Raw genomic sequence first — 16,463 nt, 5'->3', positions numbered from 1 at the left:
GATCATGATACGTCGAAAATTCTTACTGACATCTCTGGCCATATTGCCATTAACTCTTTTTGCGAAACTAACCTCTAAAATCATGACTGCAACAAATAACGGTTTTAAAGTAAATTCAGGTGAAGCACGATCTGGCATACATTATAAAATGAAGGGTGTTACGCTAAACGTTTTAGATGTTAAAATATCGGCAAAGGATACCGACGGCGGATTAGCCGTTTTCGAACAAAACGGGTTCACACCCAAAGGAGGCCCCCCGTTACATATTCACCTTTATCAAGATGAGTTTTTTTACATCATCGAAGGCGAATATCTTTTTCAGGTTGGCGATGAAAAATACCTGATGAAACCAGGTGATACTATTTTTCTGCCACGAAACGTGCAACACGCTTTTGTGCAATTAACAGAAAAGGGCAAAGTGATTGTTGCATATATGCCAGCCGGGAAGATGGAAGATTTTTTTAAAACTACCGACGCATGGACTTCTCCGCCAACATTAGAGGAAATAAAAACGGTATTTAAAAACCATGACATGGAAGTTGTTGGGCCGCCGTTGAAAGCAGACTAAGAAACAGAATCACATGGAGCGCGAACGGACAACAATCAAGCGTCTGACCCTGTGCCGCGCAAAGCTTGGTGTCCCGATAACGATCAGGGTGGAAGGAGCCTGTCCGTCCATTGACAATCTTCGGCGTAACATGCGGCCGGTCGTATGGCGCAAAAATAAGGCGCCATTCAAAGGGCTGTTTTGTTCAATTTGCTTTATCTTGAGTTTTGCAAGTTATAAGCGAATCGGATCGTTATTTCAAAAGGATTAAAAGGCTCAGGCAATAAAATGATAAACATAGACAACATGGAAAAATCGATTGAGAAACTTCTTGGTTCCTGGCAATTGCAGGAGTGGACCGCCGAGTTAGCGAATGGGGAAATCGTATTTCCCTTTGGCGAGGATGTAATCGGACGGATTACCTATGATGAGCGAGGTGACATGGCCGTTCAAATCATGAAAAATAACCGGCCTGAATTTCATTCCGAAGATTTGCTTCAAGCCCAACCGGATGAGATGATTGATGCTTACACCGGGTTTATTGCTTATTGTGGGACTTATGACGTTCATCCGAATTCGAACCAAGTGATTCACCGAATAGCCATCAGTTCTTTTCCTAATTGGGTTGGTCAAAATCAGGTTCGATCTTACGAATTCAAAGATGACAGGCTGATATTGAGCACTGATGTCATTGGATCGAGTCGTCACAAATTAGTTTGGAAACGGTGAAAGGCAGCTGGACGACTAATAAGCATCCCAGCCGCTTTTCGGTTACCCCGATTGTCCAATACGAGTCTTTCCAGCTAACTTAAAACTTCATCACGATAAAATTAGAAGCTGATTTAAAATGAAAAAAGTACTGTTGTTATTAGCCGATGGCTTCGAAACATTCGAAGCCTGTGTATTTATTGATGTTATTGGCTGGAACCTTGTTGAAGGTGATTGTACCACCGAACTGTTTACCTGTGCCTTAAAAAAGGAAATTAAAAGTTCCTTTAATCAACGGTTTATCGTCGATTACCAAATTGATGAGATCAATGTAAACGATTTTGATGCTCTGGCTATTCCCGGAGGATTTGAGGTTTATGGATTTTACGAAGATGCTTACAATGAAAAATTTCTTGATTTAATTCGGGGATTTCGGGCGAACAATAAATTGATTGCTTCGATTTGTGTTGGCGCGTTACCCATGGGAAAGAGTGGTGTGTTGAAAGGTAAAAAAGGGACAACCTACAATAATCCAGTTCGTCGGGAAGCATTGCAGGGGTTTGGTGTCGAAGTAATCCATCAGCCAATTGTCATGGATGATCAGCTGATTACATCCTGGAACCCATCGACCGCAGTCGATGTTGCGCTGTTGTTGTTAGAGTTACTGACCTCAAAGGCAAATGCGGATCACGTTCGCCAATTAATGGGTTTCCAGTAAGCTTTCCGGAAAGTTGACCAATTAAAAGTAGCTAAGAAGTCTATTCGTCAATTGGGTAAAGCCGAGCCAAAGCTTATCGGTAGTTATTCTTTTCCAGTTCAAGAGATTCGAACTGCAAGGCTACTTTTTGCAGGCTTTCCACCGATCCAACAACAGTTACCACATCGCCTTTGCGTAAGCGGGTATAACCATGTGTGATAATGATGTTCCCGTTGCGTTCGACCGAGAGGATCAACACATCGACCGGTAAGCGAAGGTTTCGCAAAGCAACGCCAAACAGACTTTCATCTTCAACGGTCACGTCGAGCGTATCCTTATCGGGTTCCATGCCCATTAACAGGGAAGTTGCCAATGGTGAACGAACAAAGTGCTGCAGCAGGTTAACAAATGCCGTGGCCGGATCGATCACCAAAGCGCCCAGTTCGTAGAACTTCTTCAGGTTTTTGCGGTCCGACAGTCGCACAATGACGACCTTTTTCCCGATATGCTCATACACCCATTCGCAAATCTTATAATTGCCATGATCGGAATGCAGCAAAACCAAAGTATCGTATTCCCTCAGGTTTAAGTTTTTCAGGGTTTCCTCCTGCAATCCTTTGATGTGGATTGTCTTAACGCCGGGAATATCATCGACCACTTCCTTCGGTTTGCGGGTCGCGATGGTGACCTTCCACTTGTTCTTGAGTAGCTCGTTGGATAAGGCCACCGATTGGTTTTCGTAACCAAAAATGATGACCCGGTGTGAATGATCGTAATGATCTTTGGCCAGGTTGCGGTTCTCGCCGACCCGTTTGATTGCCCATTTAAACAAGGGGGGACCAATGAGCTGGTTGACAATGATGACAGCAATAATGATGGTCGCTAATTCGTTTCCCCACGCCGGAAAGGCATTGTCAACAACCATAACGAGCGCCAAACTAACGCCTGCCTGGGTGACATAAGGCATCCAGCCTATTCGTCTGAATATTTTGGGATCGCCGGCAATGGTCCCGCCTAACCAGGCTCCTCCCATCATGCCAACTAAGCGGATGACAAAAAACAACAAGGCTATTTTCCAGGTGTATGCTAAAATGTCGAGCGACATCATTGCACCGGCCAGCGTGAAGAACGCCGCATAAATGGCCGGACCGATCTTTTCAACAACGGTTTGAAATTCAATCCGCAGATTGGTGTAATTCACAATCACAAAACTGATGGTGATGCAGACCAATAATGGTTCAATCAGTATTTCGAAAGGCAGGTATTGTTCGCTTAACCGGTGGATCAGGTGTGACAGCGGATAGATTAAATACCCAAAGCCCAGTAGAATTGCGATTTTAAAGGACTGATGCAGTTTAAAGGAAAACAGGTATTGGATGACTTTCGATGAAAAGATCCCCATTGCGAAGGTGGCCGAAAGCTCAACAACCAGTTCGACAAGGAAGAAATAGCTTAATTCAATTCCTTTCACCAGGGTGTTGGCCACCGACAGGCAAATGGCGAACAACAGAATGACCAGCACATCTTTGATAACCGTGACACTAATCGCTGTTTTTGTAAATCGCCCTTTGGCACGCATCTCGTTGATGATGGCGATAGCCGATGAGGGTGAACGGGCGACAAAAATGGTACCGGTTAGCAAGGCAACAGCCAGAACACTGTTGGGCGGTAATTCGGCCAGAAACGGAATAACCGGCGCCAGCAACACGATGGCAGATACAGCGACCCCAAAGGTGACCACCAACTGTCCAAATGTATTCCAGAGAATACTTTTCAGGCTGCTGCGAATTTCTTTCAGGTAAAGCTCCACACCTGCCGCAAAGGCAATATAGGAAAGTGAAAATTCATTGACGATTTGAAGGTTGGGAAAGGACTCGTCGGAAACCAACTCCAGGAAAAAAGGCCCGGCAATAACCCCGGAAATCAAAAAGCCTGTAATCAAAGGGAGTTTGATCTTCTGAAAGTATTTTGCTACATGAAAACTCCCGATGACAATCCAAAGGAAAGCCAGGAGGAAAAAGAGGAAATGTTCGAATTGCAACAATTGTAGCATTAGGATCTTTTTTCTAAGATACCTTTTACAGTTTAAATAAACAAAAAACATGTTTTGCGACTATTTCCCGGAGTGAAAAACTTTCGGAGAGGACCGCTGAAATGTTTGGTAATTTCACTTGTTCTTCGATTTGCGAAAACAATCGAAGCCGGTTAGCGCTTATTATTGAAGTAGCGAAAGCCTGTCGATGGAACATCCGAAACGAATTCTGCCTGTAATCGTGCTTTCTCAGTTTTGTTGCACGTCGCTCTGGTTTGCCGGAAATGGCGTGATGAGCGATCTGGTGAGCAACTTCGATCTGCCGGCAACAGCTGTGGGACATTTAACTTCGGCCATTCAGTTCGGCTTCATTGTTGGTACGTTGACCTTCGCCGTTCTCACCATTGCGGATCGTTTTTCGCCGTCGAAGGTGTTTTTCGTAAGTGCTTTGTTGGGGGCTTTATTCAATGCCGGTGTTATTTGGGAAGGAAATGGTTTTATTAGCCTGCTCACCCTGCGTTTTATCACCGGATTCTTTCTGGCTGGAATTTACCCGGTGGGGATGAAGATCGCTGCCGATTACTACGAAAAAGGATTGGGGAAATCGCTTGGCTTCTTAGTCGGAGCATTGGTGGTGGGAACTGCCTTTCCTCATTTGTTAAAGGATATGACCGGTTTTTTGCCCTGGGAGATTGTTCTACTTGCGACCTCGGTGCTGGCTTTGTTGGGTGGTGCACTTATGCTTCTCCTGGTGCCCAACGGTCCCTATCGCAAGTCCGGAGTGAGTTTGGATTTCTCTGCATTTTTCAAGGTGTTTAACAATGGCAGTCTTCGGAGTGCAGCATTTGGCTACTTTGGACACATGTGGGAACTTTATGCCTTTTGGGCCTTCGTTCCTGCATTGTTGAAAACATACCGTGATTTACATGTGTATGCAACATTCAGCGTTCCGTTGATGTCGTTTTTGATCATTGGAACCGGAGGACTGGCTTGTGTGCTGGGAGGCTATTTGTCGCAATCATTGGGAACAAAACGAACGGCCTTTGCTGCCTTGTTTTTATCCTGTGCTTGCTGTATCGTTTCACCCTTCATTTTGGCGGTCAACCACGATCTCGTGTTTCTTGTTTTCCTCCTTTTTTGGGGCATGGTGGTGGTGGCCGATTCACCCCTTTTCTCAACTTTGGTGGCTCACAATGTACAGCCGCAAATTAAAGGCACAGCACTGACGATTGTGAATTGCATCGGTTTTACGATAACCATTGTCAGCATCCAACTCATTGGTGCCATCCGCGGAATGACCGATTCAAGCAGCATCTATTTGATTTTGGCCCTGGGGCCCATCGGTGGTTTGATTGCTTTAAGCCGTAAAACGAAACCTGTTGAATGACGAATTGGCTGCAATAGGCCTACCTTGATTTTCCGGCTGAGATGACCCGGCGACACCGATGATCTATTCTCCCATTTTGGTCCCCGGAAGGCGTAACGAACGGGTAATTTTCCCCGTTACATCTATAATGGGCGAAAATAGCTTATTGCAACATTATACCGATCTACGGACCTCCTTTTGTAAGTCCCTTGAAATATGCCGGGAAGGTTATAGCAAGTCAGATTTACACCAGTTGAGAGTGAGCATCAAGAAACTGAGAACAACATGGCTGTTAATCGAAGCATTAAGTCATGGCAAGTGGAACAGAGACGAACATTTAGCTTTATTCTTTCAGTTATTTGATGCAGCGGGAGAGGTGCGGGAGGCGCAGATTAATCTGAACATCATTGGGCAATACGATAATCCCACATTGGTTTCTTACGTGACTTATCTCGGGGAGCAACAGACACGTGCCAACGAACAACTGCTTGAGCAGCTGCAGGTATTTGATTTGGAACAACTGAATGTGCTTGACTCGGTATTGATACAACAGTTGGCCGATTTCGGGGATGAAGAGGTGATCAGGGAGGCTGGACTTTATGCTGCCGAGGGAATCCGGCATTTACTCGAAACAGACTGGTTTGCCGATGATCGGACACTCCACGATATTCGAAAACAGTTGAAGCTTACGCACGACGTACGATTGATTGTCATGAAATTGAAGCATGAAGAAAAACCGGATGAGCTGCATGAGACTTTTGACGCAGCGATTAACCAAATCGGACATTGGCATGACTACTGTCAGTTACTGAAGTCGATCCGGAAATTTGCCACCGATAATGCATCGGGACAGGAAAGCGCGGAACTGGACAAAATAATTGCTTGCCTTGCAGCCGAACATGAAGCGAGTCGGTTGGAAATACAACAGCTGAGAGCGGAATATGCGGCACAACTGTCGCGAAAATAAGTTGAATGTGTTTTGCATGGACGATACGCTTCAGGTTGTCATCTTCTGTTTAGCTGCTTTGGCGAACTTTGGAAGCGTAACGACAGCCCGCCTTTTCCCGTTATAAACATTAGCTTTCCGAAAACGGCTAAAGCAAGATTGTCAAATTGAAAACAAGCTGTTATGATTCTGCAGATTATAAGGTTAAAAACTAAACTTTCAGAAGACGAGTTAATTAAACGGGCCAAGGGCCGGGAACCACAGTTTAAGGCCATTCCGGGACTTGTGCAGAAGTACTATGTGAAGATGGATGACGCCGGGCGTTATGGCGGCGTGTATGTTTGGGATTCGAACGAATCGCTGCAAACATTTCGGGAATCAGCATTGGCGAAGGGTATTCCGGAAGCTTATGAGTTACTGGAAGCTCCCGATATTGAAATTTTAGATGTTCTTTTTCAGTTGCGAGACTGATTGAATGTCTTTGGCGGCATACCTGCTAACTTTGATTTTCGCGGTGGGCTATTGGAGCCTAAAAAAGTCCGAATGAACTTTTAAAATGGTTCATTCGGACTTGTATGTCTTTGTCAGGCGCCTATTCGTCGTTTATCGTCCTTTAATGAAGGAGATTAAGATCGAGATGATCGCAAACACCAGTAGGATATGAATCAGGTGTCCAACCGAATAGACAAAAACACCCAGCAGCCAGCCGATTATCAGAATGACGGCAATGAGGTAAAGAATTGATCTCATGGCCTACAGTTTATTGATTTCGTCAATGAGCTCTTCCTTGGCTTTTCCGGTAGCCCGTTGAAGACGACCTATTAATTCATCTTCCTGACCTTCGGTATAAGTCAGATCATCATCGCTTAAATCGCCGTACTTTTGTTTCAGTTTTCCTTTGACAACATTCCATTGTCCTTTTAATTCTAATTTATTCATGATTTTATATTTTGGGGTTAATAATTCGAAGGATTTGGTCCGGCTATCGTTTAAATTGGTAAAGCACAATCCCGATCAGGCCGACAAAGCCACTGGCGATCAGGGGCGTCCAGTTGGCACTGCTAAAGGCAATGTCGAGTCCAAACAGATTGAAGCTGTCGGAGTCGTTGAGAGCCTGCATGCCGAAAACGACTATGCCGATAAACCCGGCAATAAAAAGTATTGATCCAATTATTTTCATAGCGAACAGTTTTAATGTTTGCCAGGTATAGTGGCATAATTGTGCCAAAAGATCTCTTTTGGAATCCTTGTTCGTTGTAAGAGTTTGAATTTGAACACTGTGGTGAATGTTTTTTAGGGCCTTGTGTTTGACCGGCCTGCTGTTGCTGCCTCCCCGGGTTGGGGTGTTTTTTCCTCAATGTGAAGAACTTAAATTCACGATTGGTGGGTTTGTGAGGCGATTTGTATTGAAAATGTTAATGGCTCCGTGCTGCAGGCGTATATTGCTGGTCTTATCCGAGATTTTTGTTAAATTTAGAAAGCGATCGATAACATATTAAGGAAATCATTGTTGTTATAAGTGCTTTACAGAATAATGCGGGAGCAAAATACTCTGTCGTTAAGCATTTCCCAAAAGCCTGCCGGCGGCAAATAACGAAGCCTGGCATTGAGGCTCCTGAATTGGCCCGGCAAAACAATCAAAAACTGATGTATGACAAATCAGACTGAGAATCTACATTCTTCCCTAATCCAATTGTCCGAAGTTGTTCAAAAGTTCGTTTCCGATGAAGGGAAATCAGCAGTAGAACTCGAAGAACTGGAAGGTTGGTTGACTCAACAGCTCGATAAAATCAGGGTCAGCAAACTGAAGCATGATACGGAGTTTTCTTCTTCCTATGTTTCGGAGAACAGGAAGCAGGATAGCATCTGGATTTTTAATGCTGATTTTGAGATTCTGCATTATGCGGGCATGCATGGTCACTTGGACCGGGAATATTCGCAGCTGGATCAGCGGCTGTTTATACAAGATATTTTGCGTGAAGACGACTTTCTGCGGTTTAAGGATTGGTTTTGCGAAGCGATTGAAAAGAAATCCAGTCAGGATATTACGCTGTGTCTGAATTCCAGTTTGGGCGAAATTAGAAACTGCCGTCTTTTTATGGATATGCAGTTGAGCAATCCGGCGGAGGGACATTATGTGGCCTGTCTGCGTTGCCCGGACAATCCATTGGTTCATTTGGAAAATTACCAGTCGATTATTTTTGAGAATATGCCGGGGATCGATATTTACCTGTTCGATAAAGACTACCGGTATTTGTTTGCCGCAGGCGGAGAAAAGAAACGGTTCGACTATACCAATATCGATTTTGTTGGGAAAACTGTTTTTGAAGTTTACGATAAACGGACGGTTCGCCGGATTTATCCTTTTTACAATAAAGTGCTGAATGGCGAGAAAACCGAAGGTGAAGTCCGGTTTCGGGACGAGATCTATTACCTGGTTGGCTCACCGCTGAAAGACAGCGATGGAAAAACGGTTGCCGGAATTTTGATTGCCCAGAATGTGACCAACGATAAGCTGGTTGAAGAGCAGTTGCTTAAAAGTAAGGAGGAAGCGCAGAAAGCGAATCAGGCCAAATCGATCTTTATCGCGAATATGAGCCATGAAATCCGAACACCCTTGAACGCGATTGTCGGTTTTTCGGAACAATTGGCTAAGACGGAACTGAATGACGGTCAGCAACGTTTTGTAAAGCTCATTCAGAATGCATCTGATCACTTAATGTACCTGGTTGGCGAGGTGGTTTTTCTTTTTAAGCTGGGTATGGGAAAAGTTTATTTGGAAAACGTGCCCTTCCGGGTGATGGATATTTTAAATGACCTGAACGTGATGTTTGAAGCTCAGGCCAAAGAAAACGGCTTGGCTTTTGAAATGATTGCGGATAGTAAACTGCCGGAAGCGATTGTGGGCGATCCGTTTCGGTTAAGGCAGATTCTGATGAACCTCTTGGTGAATGCCATTAAATATACGGAAAGCGGGAAAGTGACTTTCCGGGCTCAAATAAAGAAAAACCTGAAGCGACGGGTTGAATTGAAGTTTATCGTTGAAGATACCGGTGTTGGTATCAGTTCTGCCGAGTTGGTCAATATATTCAATGTATTCGAGCAAGGATCGGCCAGTACGCCCGGACGAAGGACCGGTGCCGGATTGGGACTGGGTATTTGCAAGCGGTTGGTCGAAATGCTGAAGGGCAATATTAAGGTTAAAAGTAAAGTGAATGTTGGTTCAACTTTTACCGTTGAACTACCCTTTGAAAAAACCGCTGAGGCCGTTCTGAAAGAGGATAAGAAAAAGTACAACCTGGAAGATCGGAACCTGGAGGATAAGCACATTCTTATTGCCGACGATGATGATCACAACTTGTTGTTGGCTGAAATGATTCTCCGGAATTGGGGAACCAAATTAGCAATCGCCAGAAATGGCGGTGACGCGTTGAATTTGATTGAAAGTACCCGGTTCGATTCCATTTTACTCGATATTCATATGCCAGAGAAAACCGGCTTGGAGATCATTCATGCCCTGCGTTCGTCTGGTGAACAGGTTAATTATAAAACACCAACATTGGCGGTTACCGCGAATGCTTTGCAGAGCGATTTGGCCAAATACCTGAAAGCCGGATTTGATGACTATTTGATCAAACCGTATAAAGAAATCGACTTATACTATAAATTGTGTAATGCCTTGGGGGTTGAAAGTAAGCATGATACCCCGAGCTTGGAGGTGCAGTCGGCGGCAAAAGTTATTGGCAATCCGGTGTTTGATATTTCAGAACTTGAGCAAACAGCGAATGGCGATCAGGAATTTGTAAGCATGATGATCCAAAATTTCGTAAATAATACGGAGGTGTTGCTCACGCGTTTGGAAGAGGATACAGCCAATCAAAATTTCGATGGGGTTGGAGAAGCTGCCCACAAAGCACTTTCTTCCTTTCGTTTTTTTAAATTGAACAGCTTGGTTGATCGGTTGGAGCGACTGGAAGATCTGGCTCTGAGGGTGCGTGATTTTAAAGAAATACCGCAACTGGTGCAAGAAACCGTTGGCGCTGTCAGCGAACTATTAAAAGAAGTTAGTAAAGAGTACTTAAATTCATAAAAGATAATAATACAATAGATGGGAAAAATATTGATCATTGATGATGACTCATTCATTTGTGAAATTTTAAAAAAGCATTTGAAAAATCACAAATATCAGGTCGAAACAGCATTTTCAGCCCAAAGTGCGCTACAGATCTTTAAAAACAAAGGGATCGAATTGGTGCTGTGCGATTTTCGGTTGCCTGATTCCAGCGGACTGGAGGTTTTGCAAAAGGTACGAGCCATGAATCCGGATATTCCGGTCATTATTATGACTGCTTATGCTGATGTGCGGATGGCTGTGAAACTGATGAAGATGGGAGCCGATGATTATATTACCAAACCAATTCAGCAGGAAGAATTAATTAGTTTGATTGCGAAGTTGTTGAAAAAGCCGAAAGCAGAGACGGTAGCTTCAAAAGCTGCTGATTCAACGTTTAAGAATGGTGAGTTCATCATTGGCAACAGTCCCCGGATTCGGCAAGTGGTTGATCTGGCAAAGAAAGTGGCGCCAACCAATATGTCGGTTATTATTGAAGGGGAAACAGGAACCGGGAAGGAATATATTGCCCGTTTTATACATGATAACAGCCTGCGCCGCGATAAACCTTTTGTTGCGATTGATTGTGGCGCTATACCCAAAGATATTGCGAACAGTGAATTATTTGGCCATGTAAAGGGTTCATTTACCGGTGCTGTAGTCGACAAGGAAGGAGTTTTTCAAAAAGCTGACGGCGGAACTTTGTTTCTCGATGAAATCGGAAACCTGACTTACGAAATTCAGCTTAAGCTGTTACGTACCATTCAGGAACGCGAAGTTTCCCGGGTGGGCGACGATAAAAGCCGAAAGGTCGATATCCGGATTATTGCGGCTACGAATGAGCAATTAAGCAACGAAGTGCAGGAAGGTACATTCCGCGAAGATTTATATCATCGGGTGAATGAATTTAAGCTTTCGCTTCCGCCAATTCGGGAGCGTGGAGACGATATCCTGGTTTTTGTTTCCAATTTTATCCGGCAAGCCAACACAGAGTTGAATCGTTCGGTTGTCGGGTTTGACCGGGAAACCGAACAAATCCTGTTGAATTATCCCTGGTACGGTAATTTGCGCGAGCTGCGAAATGTGGTGAAACGTTCGGTTTTAATGGCCACCGGCGATACCATTGACAAAAGCTGTTTACCGGTTGAGATCATTTTTCCGGAAAATGGAGAACTGGCTGTGGCTGAGGTCAAGGTTAACCGCTCCGAGTCGATGTTGAAAAACGCTTCCTCCGAAATTGAAAAGCAATTGATCATGAAAACAATTCAGGAGGCCGGCTATAATAAATCCAAAGCTGCCCGGATCCTGAACATTGACCGGAAAACGTTGTACAATAAAATGAAGCTTTACGATATTGATTTGTGAGGCTCGCGAAGAAAAAGAATTTATTGAACATTCAGAATTCAGTTTCGGCATGTAAATTGAATTCTATAGGTAAAATGACTATTTGATGGTAAGACACTCGGATTTTAAAACGGTAGTTTTTATCGATGATGACAGGGAGATGGTAAATGTTTATAACTCAATACTTGAACGCAAGGATCTCGCCGGTTACCTGATCCATTGTAAGGATGGACAGGAGGGAATAAAGTATCTCAGGAAATTGAAAAAGAAAGATCTTCCGGACTATATTCTGTTAGACCTCTATATGCCCGAAATGGATGGTTTTGAGTTTCTTAAAGAGTTTGAAAAGTTGAAAAGCGTCAAGGAGACGATGGAGGTGTATGTGTGTACATCGTCCAAAAGCAAAGAGGATCGCGATAAGGTGATGAAGTACCATTTTGTGAACGCTTATTTGGAGAAACCCCTATCCAGTGAGTTTCTGGAACTGTTGATCAAGGATGACCTCAACCTGCAGAATTAATCCACACTTTGAGTACCACAATCCACAAGTCAAAAATAGTTTGTCAACGAGTCTGAATCATCAGGCTCTTTTTTTTTGCCTTCTGAAAGCCTTGATTCATCAGGACTTCGGGATACGACCTCTGTGAAATTAGATTTTTGGCATCATATTCCGATCAAGCAAAACCAAAGAATAAATTTTAAACCCTAAAAATTACGAGTTATGAAAACGAGAACAACCCTAAAATTAGCCTTAGCATCTTTTGTATTAGCAACCTTTGTTCTGGCGGCTTGTAGCCAGTCAGGTGCCAAATCGAATCTGGACAAAGCCAAAGAAGAGCTTTCTGATTTGGAGCAAAAACTAGATAACGCGACGAATGATGATCCTCAGTATTTAGCTGACATGGAGCAACGGCTGGACAAGTTGGACGAAGCCATCGAAGAAATTGGAGGTGAAATTCAATCAGCCGGTGAAGACGTTGGTGATGAAACAAAAGAAGCCTGGGAGAATATGAAAAGCGAAAGCCAAAATCTTCGCGACAAGTTGAACGACTGGACTGACGATGCCGGTGACAAATTGGAAGATATGGGCAACGACATCAAAGATGGTGTAGAAGACGTGACCGAAACAGTTAAGGATAGTCTGAAGTAATAAGAAGTTTTGTTTCCGGAGGCGATGAGAAGCGAAATAACAAGAAATAGTTTCTGTTCGAAAAGGAATTTTTCAGCCTGAAAAAATGTACGTTTCGGCATAGTCCTGGAATCAGAGAACTTAAAACGTAGAGAATTGCACAATCATATATCAGGCGATTGATGGGCTTCAGATCTGATCAGTCGCCTTCACATTAGAATTAGTTCCGCCGGTGAGGTGTTGGTGTTTGTTAAATAAGGGAAACAGGGATTATTTAACTGAACAATCGAAATTTACCAACATTGAGCTGGCGGTTTTTTTGCGTTAATCCAGACGATTCAATAAAGTCTCCGAGCCGTGCGGGCGCAATCAAAAATAAAGTAGACCGGTTCTTAATAAGTTATTGTCACTTGCTTCGGAGGTCATTTGGCATCTGTTTTGTAAATGGGTGGGGGTAATTCAAAATTTGGAACAATGAAAGCTTTAGTGATTATCGATATGCAAAAGATCTCTTTTACCCCGATGACATCGCGCCACGATGCGGAAGGCGTGATTGAACGGATCAATCTGCTCTCAGGTCAATTCAGGAAGAATAAGCTTCCGGTGATCTTTATTCAGCACGATGGTTCGGTGGAGAATACCTGTCTGCCGGGAACGGCGGAGTGGGAGCTTTTACCGGAATTAAACCGTTTGCCTGATGACCTGGTTATTTCTAAAATGGCTAACGATGCTTTTTATGAGACCTCACTTCAGCAGCGTTTGGAAGATCTTGGTGTCGATGAGCTCGTTATTACCGGATGTGCAACCGATTTTTGTGTTGATGCAACCGTTAAATCTGCTTTAACCCGTGACTATCAGATCACCGTTGTTTCTGATGGACATACAACGGCCAACCGTCCACAAATAACCGCCCGCTTAGTGGTCGACTATTTCAACCTGATTTGGAGTGAATTAACTCCGACAAAAGGGAAAATTGTCCCGATGAGTTGTAACGATTTTCTGGCAGGAATGAATTAAGCAGCTTTAGCAACTATTTTTGATTTATTCGCGAACTTATTTCCTGATTCCATGTTCTTGATCAGTCTCTTTTTCAGAGACGTAAAACGATATGGAAACAGAGGAGATTTTCGATTGCTACGAAGCCATTATTGATGGTCTGGTAGAGCATAATTATGCGGTAGTTGACGGGCTTTTCACCCCCGAAGTTTTAAACGGCTTAAAAGCAGAATTGATCCGGCTATTGGACGAGGAGGATTTTAAGTTAGCAGGTATTGGTAAGGATACACTTTTTGCACAGGAGCGGGCAATTCGGTCCGATAAGATTCACTGGATTGATAACCGGTCAGAGCATGTTGCGGAGAACGCATTTGTAAATCAGATTTATAATTTCAGCCAGTACCTGAACCGGACTTGTTTTACAGGTATTCAGGATTTTGAATTTCATTATGCCTGCTTTGAACGCGGGAATTTCTACAAACGCCATTTTGATCGCTTTAAGAATGATGAGAGCCGGAAGTTCTCGGTCGTTACTTACCTGAATGAAGATTGGACTGCAGACGATGGTGGAGCTCTTGTTCTTTATTTGGATAAACAGGAAGTTCACATTTTGCCCAAAGGAGGCAGAACGGTAATTTTTAAAAGTGAGCTGATTGAGCACGAGGTTTTACCTGCCGGTCGAAATCGTTACAGTGTGACAGGGTGGTTGAAATAGTAAAAAGCAGCAACCAAGAGATTGGTTGTTAACACAGAGCGGGGGCATAGCGATAAAATTTGACGTTTTAACAGCTTGCTGGTTTTCCACGAAAATATGGGAATGCGCGATTTGGGGATTCTAACGACTTTAGCCCATTGTAACTTTTGATGGTTAAATTAGTAAAGAGAATTAATCTTTAACTGAGTTTGGGTATCTATGGATTGAGAGGTGATGGACCCCAGTTACTCAAAACGAATTCTAATCCGAATTTTCAGGAATAGAATTGATGCTCGATGGAATGATTTAAATAGATGATTTATCTACCCGCTTACAAACAGTAATAAACGGTTTTTACCGTACCCAATCATAATAAACTAATACCTTGGCCTTTATGAAGTCATCGAACTGGTTAATTCTACTTCTTTTGGGTTTGGTCCTATACGGATGTGCTACATTCCGGTCACCGATAGATGGACTCTACAATCAGCCTCCATTGGCGAAAGCAGATCTGGCGAAAGTGAATGTTTTGTTCATTTTTAGCCATACCCGGCAGGCTTTTGGTTACGATGTTGTCCCAAAGCTGACAGCGCCTTTTCAGAATGGCTTTTACGAAGTTTTTAATGACGCGATGAACGAGTTTAGCAATGTCGATCTGTTTCAAACCTGGACGATTACAGCGGCTGATGTGAATAATACAGAGAGGTATAAAGAACTGGATCGGTTGAAAGATTCCTGTGACTATTTCATCGAAATGAAGTTTAAAAGGGAGAGTTCGTTCGTTAAGTTTTCAATTGGAACTTTAGTCTCCACGATGAGTTTGACAGTGGTCCCGATTAGGTATCGGTATAACTATTTTGTTGAAGTTGGCGTTCACGATAACAGCGGACAATTGCTGGCAACTTACACCAGGAATGCACATCTCGACACGTGGGTGCAAACTCTGTTATTGTTTGTTTACCCCTTCCACAACGATCAGGAAAAGGGAGAGGAACTGTATGTTGAAGCCATGCACGACATTTTCAGGCAAATTGAAGCGGAACGGATTTTAAGAAAAGAGGATTTGTAGAATGGTTACTCTTTTATTGGCAAATCGATATTGGAACCTGCATTTGATATCGTGAGATAAAAACAAAAAACAGCCTGCAATTAATGGTTGATATAATATGCAGAATAAAGAATGTAATTGGACTAGTCGGCTGATAGCTCGTTGACCAGTTCAATGCCTTGTTCCCATTTTCCGAAGCCAGAATCGGCATTGACATGTCCGGCATTTTCTAGCAAGATAAAACGACTTCCCCAATTCCGGGCCAGCTTCTCAGACTGCTCTTTCGTACTCCAAGGGTCATTATCACTAGCTACCAGAATCGTTTTAAACGGTAACCTGTCTAAAGGGGTAGGTGTGAAACTTTGAAAGCCGTGATTTTGATTTTCGAGATCCGGAGGGGCGACGAGTAACGCCGCTTTCACCTTTTTCTGAAAGCGGTTCACCCAATGGGCCAAAGTGATGCAACCCAAGCTATGTGCAATTAAAATAATTTCCTCATCCTTGCAGGCGGTAATCTTCGTTTCTAACGTCTTCACCCATTTCTCGCAGTTGGGCTTATCCCAGTCAGCTTGTTCTATTCGTTCGCAATTGGGCAAGCTCTTTTCAAAATAAGTTTGCCAGTGTTCTGCTGATGAACCGCCATAGCCTGGTAGTGTAAAATATTTCATGTTCAATAAGTCTTTTTAAATTTCGCTTTTTTCCGGTTCAAACAAAAGACTCGGTAAGCGAGCCATCTGCTGCAAAATAAGCAAAACATGCTAAATAATTTTCAGCCAAAGCCGCGTGTTAGATTTCTTTTCAATATCGTAAAGTTTTACCATTGAAAACTTAAAATCGTTCGCGTC

18 protein-coding genes are annotated in these 16,463 nt (G+C 43.3%); 13 read left to right on the top strand and 5 right to left on the bottom strand.

Annotated features, from left to right (window positions below; translation table 11 throughout):
* Nucleotides 1-4 precede the first annotated feature (4 nt).
* From GJV22_RS02420 to GJV22_RS02410, 3 genes are all read left to right on the top strand, one after another.
* The gene (locus GJV22_RS02420) at nucleotides 5-568 is read left to right on the top strand and encodes a cupin domain-containing protein (RefSeq protein WP_163708168.1); all 564 of its coding nucleotides are present in this window, start codon (nucleotides 5-7) and stop codon (nucleotides 566-568) included.
* Between the two features lie 285 nt (nucleotides 569-853).
* Entirely contained in the window at nucleotides 854-1,276 is a 423-nt protein-coding gene (locus GJV22_RS02415; RefSeq protein ID WP_163708165.1) for a lipocalin-like domain-containing protein, read from the top strand.
* Between the two features lie 118 nt (nucleotides 1,277-1,394).
* Nucleotides 1,395-1,973 carry a DJ-1/PfpI family protein gene (locus GJV22_RS02410; RefSeq protein WP_163708162.1) on the top strand — a complete coding sequence of 193 codons (579 nt, stop codon included), beginning with the start codon at nucleotides 1,395-1,397 and terminating at the stop codon, nucleotides 1,971-1,973.
* A gap of 73 nt (nucleotides 1,974-2,046) precedes the next feature.
* Here GJV22_RS02410 and GJV22_RS02405 read toward each other — a convergent pair whose 3' ends face one another.
* Nucleotides 2,047-4,005, bottom strand: coding sequence for a monovalent cation:proton antiporter family protein (locus GJV22_RS02405; protein WP_163708160.1), 1,959 nt, complete (start codon nucleotides 4,003-4,005; stop codon nucleotides 2,047-2,049).
* Between the two features lie 187 nt (nucleotides 4,006-4,192).
* Here GJV22_RS02405 and GJV22_RS02400 point away from each other — a divergent pair, with 187 nt between their 5' ends.
* The 3 genes from GJV22_RS02400 to GJV22_RS02390 all read left to right on the top strand — a co-directional run bounded on the left by GJV22_RS02400 (nucleotide 4,193) and on the right by GJV22_RS02390 (nucleotide 6,767).
* Complete coding sequence (locus GJV22_RS02400; RefSeq protein WP_163708157.1) at nucleotides 4,193-5,371, top strand: MFS transporter; 1,179 nt, start codon at nucleotides 4,193-4,195, stop codon at nucleotides 5,369-5,371.
* Between the two features lie 58 nt (nucleotides 5,372-5,429).
* Complete coding sequence (locus GJV22_RS02395; protein WP_317168640.1) at nucleotides 5,430-6,317, top strand: CHAD domain-containing protein; 888 nt, start codon at nucleotides 5,430-5,432, stop codon at nucleotides 6,315-6,317.
* 162 nt (nucleotides 6,318-6,479) lie between these two features.
* Nucleotides 6,480-6,767: a YdhR family protein gene (locus GJV22_RS02390; RefSeq protein ID WP_163708151.1), complete on the top strand. Its 288-nt coding sequence runs from the start codon at nucleotides 6,480-6,482 to the stop codon at nucleotides 6,765-6,767.
* Between the two features lie 132 nt (nucleotides 6,768-6,899).
* On the opposite strand, the gene GJV22_RS02385 is transcribed toward GJV22_RS02390, so the two are convergent.
* From GJV22_RS02385 to GJV22_RS02375, 3 genes are read right to left on the bottom strand one after another with little or no spacing between them, the layout of a single operon-like run.
* Entirely contained in the window at nucleotides 6,900-7,046 is a 147-nt protein-coding gene (locus GJV22_RS02385; protein ID WP_163708149.1) for a lmo0937 family membrane protein, read from the bottom strand.
* A gap of 3 nt (nucleotides 7,047-7,049) precedes the next feature.
* Nucleotides 7,050-7,235, bottom strand: a complete 186-nt coding sequence (locus GJV22_RS02380; RefSeq protein ID WP_163708146.1) for a CsbD family protein — start codon at nucleotides 7,233-7,235, stop codon at nucleotides 7,050-7,052.
* A 43-nt stretch (nucleotides 7,236-7,278) separates the two neighbouring features.
* Nucleotides 7,279-7,476 (bottom strand): hypothetical protein, encoded by a 198-nt coding sequence (locus GJV22_RS02375; protein ID WP_163708143.1) that lies wholly within the window; start codon nucleotides 7,474-7,476, stop codon nucleotides 7,279-7,281.
* A 471-nt stretch (nucleotides 7,477-7,947) separates the two neighbouring features.
* Between GJV22_RS02375 and GJV22_RS02370 the strand changes: the two genes are divergently transcribed.
* The 7 genes from GJV22_RS02370 (at nucleotide 7,948) to GJV22_RS02340 (ending at nucleotide 15,639) form a co-directional block, all read left to right on the top strand.
* Nucleotides 7,948-10,386 carry a PAS domain-containing sensor histidine kinase gene (locus GJV22_RS02370; protein WP_163708141.1) on the top strand — a complete coding sequence of 813 codons (2,439 nt, stop codon included), beginning with the start codon at nucleotides 7,948-7,950 and terminating at the stop codon, nucleotides 10,384-10,386.
* Nucleotides 10,387-10,404: 18 nt separating this feature from the next.
* Nucleotides 10,405-11,772, top strand: a complete 1,368-nt coding sequence (locus GJV22_RS02365; protein ID WP_163708138.1) for a sigma-54-dependent transcriptional regulator — start codon at nucleotides 10,405-10,407, stop codon at nucleotides 11,770-11,772.
* Nucleotides 11,773-11,857: 85 nt separating this feature from the next.
* Nucleotides 11,858-12,271 carry a response regulator gene (locus GJV22_RS02360; RefSeq protein WP_163708135.1) on the top strand — a complete coding sequence of 138 codons (414 nt, stop codon included), beginning with the start codon at nucleotides 11,858-11,860 and terminating at the stop codon, nucleotides 12,269-12,271.
* Nucleotides 12,272-12,472: 201 nt separating this feature from the next.
* Nucleotides 12,473-12,901, top strand: a complete 429-nt coding sequence (locus GJV22_RS02355; protein ID WP_163708132.1) for an apolipoprotein A1/A4/E family protein — start codon at nucleotides 12,473-12,475, stop codon at nucleotides 12,899-12,901.
* 453 nt (nucleotides 12,902-13,354) lie between these two features.
* Nucleotides 13,355-13,897, top strand: a complete 543-nt coding sequence (locus GJV22_RS02350) for a cysteine hydrolase family protein (protein WP_163708127.1) — start codon at nucleotides 13,355-13,357, stop codon at nucleotides 13,895-13,897.
* 91 nt (nucleotides 13,898-13,988) lie between these two features.
* The gene (locus GJV22_RS02345) at nucleotides 13,989-14,591 is read left to right on the top strand and encodes a 2OG-Fe(II) oxygenase (RefSeq protein WP_163708124.1); all 603 of its coding nucleotides are present in this window, start codon (nucleotides 13,989-13,991) and stop codon (nucleotides 14,589-14,591) included.
* A 373-nt stretch (nucleotides 14,592-14,964) separates the two neighbouring features.
* Nucleotides 14,965-15,639: a hypothetical protein gene (locus tag GJV22_RS02340; RefSeq protein ID WP_163708121.1), complete on the top strand. Its 675-nt coding sequence runs from the start codon at nucleotides 14,965-14,967 to the stop codon at nucleotides 15,637-15,639.
* Nucleotides 15,640-15,761: 122 nt separating this feature from the next.
* Here GJV22_RS02340 and GJV22_RS02335 read toward each other — a convergent pair whose 3' ends face one another.
* Entirely contained in the window at nucleotides 15,762-16,286 is a 525-nt protein-coding gene (locus GJV22_RS02335; protein ID WP_163708119.1) for an RBBP9/YdeN family alpha/beta hydrolase, read from the bottom strand.
* Nucleotides 16,287-16,463: the final 177 nt, after the last annotated feature.

This window comes from Mangrovibacterium lignilyticum, from assembly GCF_010882175.1.
Classification (GTDB): domain Bacteria; phylum Bacteroidota; class Bacteroidia; order Bacteroidales; family Prolixibacteraceae; genus Mangrovibacterium; species Mangrovibacterium lignilyticum.
Note: the sequence above shows the minus strand (reverse complement) of the source record. Positions and strands in the feature narration are given on the sequence as shown.